This window comes from Streptomyces sp. CNQ085 (assembly GCF_022614595.1).
GTDB lineage: Bacteria > Actinomycetota > Actinomycetes > Streptomycetales > Streptomycetaceae > Streptomyces.
Window position 1 is genome coordinate 37,802 of sequence record NZ_JAJFAU010000018.1, and the last position, 10,924, is coordinate 48,725.

A 10,924-nucleotide genomic window follows, 5' to 3' on the forward strand; every position below is an offset into this window, starting at 1 on the left:
GGCCGGATACCGGCACCCGGCACACCGCCACTGACACCGAGGACGTGGGTTGCTCAAGTCCGCCCGCAAACAGGGGAAGCCGCAGAGGGATCCAGAGGGGCGCATGCCGCTCGCGGAGCACCTGCGGGAGCTGCGCAACCGCCTGATGAAGTCGGTGCTGGCCATCCTGGTCGTCACCGTCGTCGGGCTGGTGTACTACAAGCAGATCGCCGACTTCCTCACCGACCCCCTCCGCGACGCCGTCGGCTGCACCGAGGGCTTCGGCCGGGCCGCCGAGAAGGGTGAGGCCTGCGCCGAGATCACCATCAGTGGTGTGATCGCGCCCTTCACCCTCATGCTCAAGGTGGGGCTCACCACCGGTATGGTGCTGGCCTGCCCGGTCTGGCTCTACCAGCTGTGGGCCTTCCTCGCCCCCGGTCTGCACAGCCACGAGAAGAAGTACGCCCGCTCCTTCGTCGCGGCAGGTGTGCCGCTCTTCCTCGGCGGCGCCTATCTCGCGTACATCGTCCTGCCGACGATGGCCGCCACCCTGATCGAGTTCACCCCCGAGGGCACCGGCAACCTCGTCCCGCTGGACGAACTCCTCGACATCATCACGCGGATGGTGATTGTCTTCGGGCTCGCCTTCGAGCTGCCCCTGGTGCTGGTGATGCTGAACTTCGGCGGCATCGTCACCGGCCGCAGGCTGCTGGGCTGGTGGCGGGTCATGGTCATCTGCATCACCCTCTTCGCGGCCGTCGCCACCCCCAGCGGTGACCCGCTGACCATGGGCGCCCTGGCAGCGCCGATCGTGCTGCTGTACTTCATCGCCGTCGGTATCTCCCTGTTCAACGACCGTCGCCGCAGTCGCATGGACCCCTACGCCGGACTGAGCGACGACGAGGCGTCCCCGCTCGACCACACTCCGGAGAAGGTCGGGGCGATCGAGCCCGCCGACGGTCCCTCCGCCCTGCCCGAGGGCACCGCTGAGGGCGGCCCGACCAGGCGCAACGGTTACGACGACGCCACCTGAACCGGTATGGTCCGCGCGTGAGCGGTGAGATCATCCTGTTCATCAACCCCACCGCGGGCCACGGCCGCGGTGGGGGAGCCGCCCGGCCCGCCGCACGCGCCCTGCGCGCGGGCTTCCCGGTGCGCACGGTCGTCGGCGCGGATGGCATGACCTCCCTCGCCCTCCAGGCGGTGGCCGGCGCGGCACCCCGCTGGGCCTCGTCGCGGTCCGCAACGACATCGCCCGCGCCCTGGGCCTGCCCGTACGCGACCCGGCCGGGGAGGGACGGGTGATCGCGCCGGAGTCCGCGGGGCCGTGAGTGTCGGGCGCATCGTCGGCGGTGGCCGGTAGGCTCGTAAGTACGATGACCGAGGACATGTCCCCAGCAGAGCGTTACGCCGCCGCCCGGGTCCGCGCCGCCGAGCAGGCCACCGCTCTGGCTCCCTTCCGCGAGATGTACGACTTCGAGCTGGACCCGTTCCAGATCGAGGCGTGCAGGGCACTGGAGGCCGGCAAGGGCGTGCTGGTCGCGGCACCCACCGGATCCGGCAAGACGATCGTGGGTGAGTTCGCCGTCCACCTGGCCCTCGCCCGGGGCCGTAAGTGCTTCTACACCACGCCCATCAAGGCGCTGTCCAACCAGAAGTACAACGACCTGGTCAAACGCCACGGCGCGCGGAATGTCGGCCTGCTGACGGGCGACAACAGCATCAACTCCGGCGCACCGGTGATCGTGATGACCACCGAAGTCCTGCGGAACATGCTCTACGCCGGCTCGCAGGCGCTCGCCGGCCTGGGCTACGTGGTGATGGACGAGGTGCACTACCTATCCGACCGGTTCCGCGGCGCGGTCTGGGAGGAGGTCATCATCCACCTCCCAGACTCGGTGACGCTGGTGTCGCTGTCGGCCACCGTCTCCAACGCGGAGGAGTTCGGGGACTGGCTGGACACCGTCCGCGGCGACACCGAGGTGATCGTCTCCGAGCACCGGCCTGTGCCGCTGTGGCAGCACGTGCTGGCCGGACGGCGGATGTACGACCTGTTCGAGGAGAGGAACGGCCGCCGCGAGGTCAGCCCGGACCTGCTGCGCATGGCCCAGATGGAGAACAGTCGCCTGCCCTCCGTCCGCGAGAGGCGCCGCGGCAAGCCGGTGCGCGAGGCCGACCGGGAGCGTGAGCGGCGCCAGCGCAGCCGGATCTGGACGCCCGGCCGTGCCGAGGTGATCGACCGGCTCGACTCCCAGGGACTGCTTCCGGCAATCACCTTCATCTTCAGCCGCGCCGGCTGCGAGGCGGCCGTACAGCAGTGCCTGTACGCCGGGCTGCGGCTGAACGACGCCGGGGAGCGGGCGCGGGTGCGCGAACTGGTCGAAGAGCGCACCGCCTCCATCCCCGACGAGGACCTGCACGTCCTGGGCTACTTCGAGTGGCTGGAGGGCCTGGAGCGGGGCATCGCCGCACACCACGCGGGCATGCTGCCGACCTTCAAGGAGGTCGTCGAGGAACTGTTCGTCCGCGGTCTGGTCAAGGCCGTCTTCGCCACCGAGACTCTCGCCCTGGGCATCAACATGCCCGCCCGGTCGGTGGTGCTGGAGAAGCTGGTCAAGTGGAACGGTGAGCAGCACGTCGACATCACTCCCGGCGAGTACACCCAGCTCACCGGGCGCGCGGGGCGGCGCGGCATCGACATCGAGGGCCACGCGGTGGTGCTGTGGCAGCGCGGCATGGACCCGGGGGCCCTGGCCGGTCTGGCCGGCGCCCGCACCTACCCGCTGCGCTCCTCCTTCCGACCGTCGTACAACATGGCGGTCAACCTGGTCTCGCAGTTCGGGCGGCACCGTTCGCGCGAACTGCTGGAGACATCCTTCGCGCAGTTCCAGGCCGACCGCGCGGTCGTCGGCATCTCCCGGAAGGTGCAGCGCAACGAGGAGGGCCTGGAGGGGTACCGCGAGGCGATGACCTGCCACCTCGGTGATTTCGAGGAGTACGCGCGGCTGCGGCGCGAGCTGAAGGACCGCGAGACCGAACTGGCCCGGCAGGGCGCTCTCCAGCGGCGTGCGGCGGCGGCCGACTCGCTGGAGAAGCTGCGGCCGGGCGATGTGATCCACGTGCCCACCGGCAAGTTCGCCGGGCTCGCCCTCGTACTGGACCCGGGGGTTCCGGCCGGGCGCAGCCACGGCTGGGACCACCACGACGGCCCCCGTCCGCTGGTGCTGACCGCCGCCAGGCAGGTCAAGCGGCTGGCCTCGATGGACTTCCCCGTGCCCGTCGAACCGCTGGAGCGCATGCGGATCCCCAAGTCCTTCAACCCGCGCAGCCCGCAGTCCCGCCGGGACCTGGCCTCCGCGCTGCGCACCAGGGCCGGCCACCACGAGCCGGGACGCACCCGCCGCGGACAGCGCCCGGAGGCCGCCGACGACGCCGGGATCGCACGGCTGCGCAAGGCGATCCGCGCCCATCCCTGCCACGGCTGCGACGAGCGCGAGGCGCACGCCCGCTGGGCGGAGCGCTACCACCGCCTCAGGCGTGACACCCGGCAACTGGAGCGCCGCATCGAGGGCCGTACCAACACCATCGCCCGCACCTTCGACCGCGTCTACGCGCTCCTGTCCGACCTGGGCTATCTGCGCGGTGACGAGGTGACCGAGGACGGCAGACGGCTGGCCCGGCTCTACGGCGAACTGGACCTGCTGGCGAGCGAGTGCCTGCGCGAGGGAGTCTGGGAGGGCCTGTCCCCGACCGAACTGGCCGCCTGCGCTTCGGCCCTGGTCTACGAGGCGCGCTCGGCCGACGATGCCCTCCAGCCGGTGCTGCCCGGAGGGAAGGCCAAGGACGCGCTGGGGGAGATGGTCCGCATCTGGGGCCGGCTGGACGCCTTGGAGGAGGAGCACCGGATCAACCAGTCCGAGGGCGTGGGCCAGCGCGAGCCCGATCTCGGCTTCGCCTGGATCGCCCACCGCTGGGCGGAGGGCGACAGTCTGGACTCGGTGCTGAGGGAGGCCGAGATGCCCGCCGGTGACTTCGTGCGCTGGTGCAAGCAACTGGTCGACGTGCTCGGCCAGATCGCTGCGGCGGCGCCCGAGGGCGGCACGGTGGCGCGCAACGCCCGCAGGGCTTCCGAGAGGGTCGTGCGCGGCGTGGTGGCGTACACCTCCGTCGGCTGACGGGCCGGGAGACCGGACCGGGACACCGCCCGGTCTCCCGGCCCGGCGCGTGCGCCGGGTGGGACGGGGGCGCCGGGCGTCTCCTCCTGCTCCGCCTCCACCTGTGCGTTCCGCTCCCGCTTCGACGCCTGCCGGCCGTCCTCGTCATGGCCCAGGCGCCAGTAGCCGGAGACCGAGCCCGGTGCAGGCGGGGCGTGCGACGGGTGGGACGGTCTGTTACGGAACCCCCCTAAAACCAGGCATGCCCAGCCATACGGGGAGTCCGTCGAACCGCCCCGGCCGGGCGTGAGCGCGCTCAGCCCGCCAGGGCGTCCAGCAGCCGCCGCAGCGAGCCGCCCAGCCCCCACCGCCCGGCCAGCTCCTCCAGCTTCTGGGCGTGCGGCGGCTCGACCGGAAGCACCGGGTCGAACTCCGGCAGCGCCACGTCCCCGGCCACCCGCACCACCTTCGGCGCCACGGCCAGGTACTCCCGCGCCGCCCCCAGCTTCCGCCGCTGTGCGGGAGTCAGGCCGGAGGAAGGATCGCCGACGGCGGCCAGGATGCCGTCCAGATCACCGTACGACTGAAGCAGCCGGGCCGCGGTCTTCTCGCCGACGCCGGCCACGCCCGGCAGCCCGTCGCTCGGGTCGCCGCGCAGCAGGGCCAGATCCGCGTACGCCGCCCCGCTCGCCACACCGTACTTCTCCCGCAGGACCGCTTCGTCGACGACCACGGGGTCGCCCATGCCCCTGACGGGACAGAGCACCCGCACGCCGCGCGCGTCGTCGACGAGCTGGAACAGGTCGCGGTCGCCGGTGACGATGTCCACCGGGCCGCCTGCCCGCCGGGCGAGGGTGCCGATCACGTCGTCGGCCTCGTAGCCGTCCGCGCCGACCCTGGCGATGCCGACCGCGTCCAGTACCTCCTCGATCACCGGGATCTGCGGGGAGAGCGTGTCGGGGGTCTCCTCCACGTCGGGGCCCCGGCCGGACTCCTCCGCCACCCGGTGCGCCTTGTAGGACGGGATCAGCTCGACCCGCCAGTGCGGCCGCCAGTCGTTGTCCATGCAGGCGACCAGGCCGCCGGGGTGGTGGTCGCGCACCAGGCGGGCGATGAAGTCCAGCAGCCCGCGCACCGCGTTGACCGGGGTGCCGTCGGGCGCCCTGACCGACTCGGGGACCCCGAAGTAGGCGCGGTAGTAGAGGGACGCGGCGTCGAGAAGCATCAGGCGTGGCGTGGTCACGCCCCGATCATGCCGCACGGGTCGGACAGCCGGGCCCGCACCGGGCGCCGGGCCTAGGCTGGTCGCATGCGGACCCCACGGCGACACCAGTCCCCCTCGGTACGGGTCCCGGGCCGCGGCGCCGTCCGCCGCGTCGTCTCGCTGGTGCCGTCGCTGACCGAGGCCGTAGCCGCCACCGGCCCGGAACTGCTGGTCGGGGCCACCGACTGGTGCAGTCATCCGCCCGGCCTCGACGTGGCGCGGGTGCGGGGCACCAAGAATCCCGACCTGGAGCGGATCGCGGCCCTCCGCCCCGATCTGGTCGTCGCCAACGAGGAGGAGAACCGCTCCGCCGACCTCGCCGCCCTGCGCGGTGCGGGCATCGAGGTGCTGGTCACCGAGATCCGCACGCTCCCGCAGGCGTTCGCCGAACTGGACCGGGTGCTCACCGCCGGGTGCGGACTGTCCCGGCCCGCCTGGCTGGACGAGGCCGAGGACGGCTGGAACACGGTACGCCCCGCCGCCGACGCCATCGCCGTGGTGCCGGTCTGGCGGCGGCCATGGATGGTGCTGGGCCGGGACACCTTCGCGGGCGACCTCCTGGCCCGCCTCGGTGTGCGCAACGCCTACGCGGGCGATGCCGAGCGCTACCCGCGCGCCGGGATCGGGGAGTTGAACGAGCCGGGCCGTGCCGATCTCGTGGTGCTCCCCGACGAGCCGTACCGCTTCACCGTCGACGACGGCCCCGAGGCGTTCCCCGGCCTGCCCGTGGCCCTGGTCAGCGGGCGGCATCTGACCTGGTACGGGCCCTCGCTGGCCGAGGCGCCGGCCGTGCTCGGCGCGGCGCTGGCCGCCGCCTCGTCCGGCCCGCCGGCCGCCCCGGCGCCCTGACCGGCGGCGCCGCGGCCTCCGTACCCCCGGTGCCACGCACTCCCGCCGGGGCGTATGCCGCACCGCCGCGGCCGATGGGGGCGCACCGCCCCCCCCGGGCGCCGGTTGCCGCTACTGTGCACGCCGTGAGCATGACGACACCGCCCGGCTGGTACACGGATCCCGGGCACACGGGGCCCGGTCAGGCACCGGAGCGCTGGTGGGACGGCTCGGCCTGGACCGGCCACACCCGCCCCGCCGGCGCCGGCACGTACGACGCACACACCGGATACGCCGCGTACGACACGTACGCCGCTGTGGACACGCACATCCCATACGGGCAGCCGTCCCACTCCTCGCGGGAGCCGGGGGCGGGGCCGTCGCGCGGACCGCTGGTGGCCGCCGTCATCGCCGCCGCGGTCGCGGTGAGCGCGGCCCTGGCGGGAGGACTGCTCCTGCTCGGCGACACCGGCGGTTCCGGCGGCCACCGGGCGCAGTCCGACACCACCGCGGGCGCGGACGAGAAGCCGGGTGGTACTCCGCCCGGCGGACCGGGGGAGGACGAGCTGGACGGGGAGGAGGAAGGGGAGGAGGACGACAGCACCCCCGGCACCGCGGTCGACCGGGCCAACGGCGTCAGCGTCCCCGTTCCCGAGGGCTGGAAGGAGTCGGAGACCGACGACGGGATCTGGATGTCCTCCGGTTCCTACCCCTGCCCCGGGGACGCCTCCCTCGCCTGTGTCCGCGCCGGGGTCTCCCTGCGGGCCGCCGAAGGCCCCGTGGGAGCGGGCCCGCGGGCGACGGCCGAGGCGGACATCGTCCGCCACGCCGAGGAGGCCTACGACGCCAGGGGCTACGGCGGGATCGAGGAGCACGAGGCGGTCTCCTCCGCGGAGGTCACCGTCGCGGGGCGGAAGGGCCACCGGGTGCGCTGGCGGATCACCAACGAACTGGAACCCGACGCGTACGTGGAGTCCGTCGCCTTCCCGGCCCCCGACGGCAGCGGACGGATGCTGCTGATGCGTCTGGGCTTCGACATCCACGCCGATGCCCCGGGCCCCGGCGAGATGGACCGGATCGTGGCGGGCGTCCGCCCCGCCGCCGGCCCCGGCATGGAGGTCTGAGCCCCGGTCGGCGGGGGCGCCGGGTCGTCTACAGGAAGGTGCGGCCCTCGCCGCGGTAGGTCGGCACCGTGGCCGCCACCCGGTCGCCCTCGACCAGGTGCAGCGCCGCGAAGCGCTCGCACAGCTCCCCGGCCTTGGCGTGCCGGAACCACACCTTGTCACCGATCAGCAGGTCGTCGGCGGGTGGCCCGAGCAGCGGCGTCTGCACCTCGCCGGGCCCCTCCGCCGGGTCATAGCGCAGTCCGGCCGGCAGATACGGCACCGGCAGCCGGTCCCGGCCCGCCGCACCGGAGGCCGGATAGCCGCCGCCGAGTACCGTCACCACCCCCACTCCGGGCCGTCGCACCACCGGCTGCGCGAACAGTGCCGCGGGACGGCCGGAGAACGAGGTGTAGTGGTCGAAGAGCCGGGGCAACAGCAGCCCCGAGCCGGCGGCGACCTCGGTGACCGCGTCCTCGGCGGCGGTGTGCTGCACGCTCCCGGTCCCGCCGCCGTTGACGAACTCCAGGTCCGGAGCCACCGCCCGCACCGCGCGTACCGCCGCCGCGCGCCGCTGGACCAGCTCGCGCCGCGCGGCCGACTGCATCAGCCGTACCGCCCGCGCGCGCAGCGGACGCCCGGGAGGGGCGTCGCCCACACCCGCGATATGCCCCTCGTACGCCATCAGGCCCACCAGCCGGAAGCCGGGACGGCGCGCCACCGACCGGGCCAGTTCGGCCAGTTGGGCCGGGGAGTGCAGCGGCGAACGCCGTGCGCCGATCCGCACCCGGCCCCCCAGCAGCCACAGCGAGGCGTCCAGTTCCAGACAGACCCGGACCTCCTCGCGTCCGCCGCCGCGGGCGGCGTCGATCAGGGCGAGCTGCGCGGGGTCGTCGACCATCACCGTCACGGCCGCGGCCAGCTTCGGGTCGGAGGCCAGCTCGGCGTAACCGGCCCGGTCCGCCGACGGATAGGCGAGCAGGACATCGTCGAACCCGCAGCGGGCCAGCCACAGCGACTCGGCGAGCGTGAAGCCCATGACCCCGGCGAACCCGTCCCGCGCCAGTACGCGCTCCAACAGGGCACGACAGCGCACCGACTTGCTGGCCACACGGAGGGGCTTGCCGTCGGCGCGGCGCGCCAGGTCGGCGGCGTTGGCGTCGAACGCCGCCAGATCGACGACGGCGAGCGGCGCGTCGAGGTGGGCGGTGGCCCGGCCGTAGCGGGCCCGGTCGGCTGCGGGGTCGGCGGTGGAGTCGAACACCCCGGCAGCTTGCCAGAGTCCACCGTGCCGGGCCGCGGGTTGCCGCCACCGTGCCCGATCCCCGTAGAGTGACGCGCACACCACCGTGGGCCGCTGGTCAGCGGTGTGATGTCCCGATACCGACCGGCCTGCCCCGAAAGGGACTCGACGGGGCGGCACAGAGAACGAGGGGGTGCCGGTGAGCACTGAGGCCGATCCGGTCCGGGCTCCGTTCCCGCCCGTCGTACCACCACGGCCCGCAGTGCCGCCGAGGGCCTACCGGGCCGCGGCAGCCGCGCCTCCGATAGCGACGGGGCCGCCGCCACCGCGGTTCGCGGCTCCCCCGGCGCGTCCGGAGACGCCGGGGGAGCCGGGGGAGCCGGAGACCGCTCCGGGGCCGGACCGGCGCGTGCGCGGTCCGGCCCGCACCGCCGCCGCGGCCGTCTGTCTCGTCCTGGGGTTCGGGCTGCTGGGCGGGGCCGCCGCCGGTACCTGGCTCACCGGCGGCTCCGGCGAGCGACCTGCGGCCGGCTACGCCGAGGCGCGCTCGCTGTGGCACGAGATACCCGTCGACACACTCTTCCCCCGCATCCTGCGCGGCGGGGGCGCCGGGCCGGGGCGCGCCGACCGCCTCTGGACCCGGGTGGCGGTCGCCCCCGACGCCGACTGCCGCAACGCCTTCGACCCGAAGCTGGCCGAGGTCCTCTCGCCGGCCGGCTGCGAGCGGCTGCTGCGCGCCACCTACACCGACGAGACCGGCAGCAGCGTCACCACGGTCGGGCTGCTGTTCACCGAGACCGGTGAGAAGGGGATGCGCGCCCTGCGCGAACGGTTCGACGAGGAGAACCTCGAACTGCGCGACGGCCTGATGCCCCGTCCGTACGCGGCGCGCGGCACCGCCGCCGCCCGTTTTGGCGACGCCCAGCGCGCGAGCTGGACGATCCGGCCGCTCACCGACGCCCCCGTGGTGGTCTACACCGTCTCCGGCTTCGCCGACGGCCGTGGGGGGGGGGGGGGGGGGGGGGGGGGGCCCACGNNNTCGGCGATCCGCAGCCGGCCTCCGAGGCCGTTCTGGAGGGCCGGACCAACGCCCCCGCCCAGGCGGGCCTCGGCCACGACGCCCGCGGCATCGCCGACCGCATCGAACGCGGCCTGCGCCGCATCGTCGTTCAGGGAACCGGACAGGATCGATGAACACCATGGGCCTCCCCGCCTCCGCGGACTCCCGGCACGCCCGCCGCTCCCGCCGTACCGGCCGCTCCCGCCGCGCCACCGGACCGCTCCGCGCGCTGCCGGTGTTCGCGGTGCTCTGCGTCTCCCTCCCGCTGGCCGCTCCCGCCGCGTACGCCGACGAGGTGCGCGACCGGCAGTGGGGCCTGGACGCGGTGGGCGCGCGCGAGGCATGGAACACCACCAGGGGGAAGGGCGTCACCGTCGCCGTGCTCGACACCGGCGTCGACGCCGGCCACCCCGACCTGCGCGACCGGGTGCTGGAGGGCAGGGACCTCGTCGGCTTCGGAGCCCGCCGGGGCGACGGGCACTGGGCACGGCACGGCACGGCGATGGCCGGGATCATCGCCGGACGCGGCCACGGCCCCGGTGATTCGCGGGGAGTGCTCGGAGTCGCCCCCGAGGCGCGGATCCTGCCCGTGCGCGTCCTGCTGGAGGACGGTGACCCGCAGCGGAAGAGGGCCAGGAAGGAACGCGGCGAGGCGTTGGCCGAGGGCATTCGCTGGGCCGCCGACCAGGGCGCAGACATCATCAACCTCTCCCTCGGCGACGACAGCGCCTCCGCCCACCCCGACCCGGCCGAGGACGCCGCCGTCCGCTACGCGCTGGGCAGGGGATCGGTGGTGGTCGCCTCCGCGGGCAACGGCGGGGAGAACGGCGACCGGGCCTCCTATCCGGCCGCCTACCCCGGCGTGATCGCCGTGACCGCCGTGGACCGCGACGGCCGGCGTGCGCCCTTCTCCACGCGCCGCTGGTACGCGACCGTCAGCGCCCCCGGCGACGACGTGATCATCACCTACCCCGACCGCGAGTACTACGAGGGCTGGGGGACCAGTGCCGCGGCCGCCTTCGTCTCCGGTTGCGCGGCCCTGGTACGGGCCGCCCACCCCGATCTCAGCCCGGCGCAGGTCAAGGAGCTGATCGCGCAGACCGCCCGGAACACCCCGCCCGGCGGACGCAGCGACGAACTGGGCAGCGGCATCGTCGATCCGGCCGCCGCCATCGAGCTGGGTACGAAGATCGAGCCGCGGCGGCAGCGGCCGGTGGCCGAGGCGTATCCGAGCGAGTACTTCGGCGCCGGTCCGGTGCCCGAGCGCGACCGCGGCGGCCGGCTGGCGCCCGC

At 74.2% G+C, this 10,924-nt stretch carries 7 protein-coding genes and 3 pseudogenes; 7 read left to right on the forward strand and 3 right to left on the reverse strand.

The window, feature by feature from the left end; all coding sequences use genetic code 11:
• The first annotated feature begins 103 nt into the window (after positions 1 to 103).
• From tatC to LJ221_RS05840, 3 genes and pseudogenes are all read left to right on the forward strand, one after another.
• Positions 104 to 1,012: a twin-arginine translocase subunit TatC gene (tatC, locus tag LJ221_RS05830; RefSeq protein ID WP_241714368.1), complete on the forward strand. Its 909-nt coding sequence runs from the start codon at positions 104 to 106 to the stop codon at positions 1,010 to 1,012.
• A 17-nt stretch (positions 1,013 to 1,029) separates the two neighbouring features.
• Positions 1,030 to 1,289, forward strand: a pseudogene (locus tag LJ221_RS05835) (sphingosine kinase); the annotation flags it as partial.
• A 66-nt stretch (positions 1,290 to 1,355) separates the two neighbouring features.
• Complete coding sequence (locus LJ221_RS05840; protein WP_241714370.1) at positions 1,356 to 4,154, forward strand: RNA helicase; 2,799 nt, start codon at positions 1,356 to 1,358, stop codon at positions 4,152 to 4,154.
• Positions 4,155 to 4,222: 68 nt separating this feature from the next.
• On the opposite strand, the pseudogene LJ221_RS05845 reads toward LJ221_RS05840, so the two are convergent.
• Positions 4,223 to 4,330, reverse strand: a pseudogene (locus tag LJ221_RS05845) (siderophore-interacting protein); the annotation flags it as partial.
• A gap of 119 nt (positions 4,331 to 4,449) precedes the next feature.
• Positions 4,450 to 5,358, reverse strand: a complete 909-nt coding sequence (locus LJ221_RS05850; protein WP_241714382.1) for a 5'-3' exonuclease — start codon at positions 5,356 to 5,358, stop codon at positions 4,450 to 4,452.
• A gap of 84 nt (positions 5,359 to 5,442) precedes the next feature.
• Between LJ221_RS05850 and LJ221_RS05855 the strand changes: the two genes are divergently transcribed.
• On the forward strand, positions 5,443 to 6,246 hold the full coding sequence (locus tag LJ221_RS05855; protein ID WP_241714373.1) for a helical backbone metal receptor: 804 nt from the start codon (positions 5,443 to 5,445) through the stop codon (positions 6,244 to 6,246).
• A 131-nt stretch (positions 6,247 to 6,377) separates the two neighbouring features.
• Entirely contained in the window at positions 6,378 to 7,349 is a 972-nt protein-coding gene (locus LJ221_RS05860; RefSeq protein WP_241714384.1) for a DUF2510 domain-containing protein, read from the forward strand.
• Between the two features lie 28 nt (positions 7,350 to 7,377).
• On the opposite strand, the gene LJ221_RS05865 is transcribed toward LJ221_RS05860, so the two are convergent.
• Complete coding sequence (locus tag LJ221_RS05865) at positions 7,378 to 8,592, reverse strand: amino acid deaminase/aldolase (protein WP_241714375.1); 1,215 nt, start codon at positions 8,590 to 8,592, stop codon at positions 7,378 to 7,380.
• Positions 8,593 to 8,980: 388 nt separating this feature from the next.
• On the opposite strand from LJ221_RS05865, the pseudogene LJ221_RS05870 reads away from it, so the two are divergent.
• Positions 8,981 to 9,765: pseudogene (locus LJ221_RS05870) on the forward strand (hypothetical protein).
• A gap of 5 nt (positions 9,766 to 9,770) precedes the next feature.
• The coding region (gene mycP / locus LJ221_RS05875) for a type VII secretion-associated serine protease mycosin (protein ID WP_241714386.1) at positions 9,771 to 10,924 on the forward strand (1,154 nt) is incomplete at its 3' end.

Excerpts from the sequence above, each read along its gene's own strand:
- tatC (WP_241714368.1), top strand. The coding sequence starts at position 104 with ATGCCGCTCGCGGAGCACCTGCGGGAGCTGCGCAACCGCCTGATGAAG.
- LJ221_RS05840 (WP_241714370.1), top strand. The coding sequence starts at position 1,356 with ATGACCGAGGACATGTCCCCAGCAGAGCGTTACGCCGCCGCCCGGGTC.
- LJ221_RS05850 (WP_241714382.1), bottom strand. The coding sequence starts at position 5,358 with ATGCTTCTCGACGCCGCGTCCCTCTACTACCGCGCCTACTTCGGGGTC.
- LJ221_RS05855 (WP_241714373.1), top strand. The coding sequence starts at position 5,443 with ATGCGGACCCCACGGCGACACCAGTCCCCCTCGGTACGGGTCCCGGGC.
- LJ221_RS05860 (WP_241714384.1), top strand. The coding sequence starts at position 6,378 with ATGACGACACCGCCCGGCTGGTACACGGATCCCGGGCACACGGGGCCC.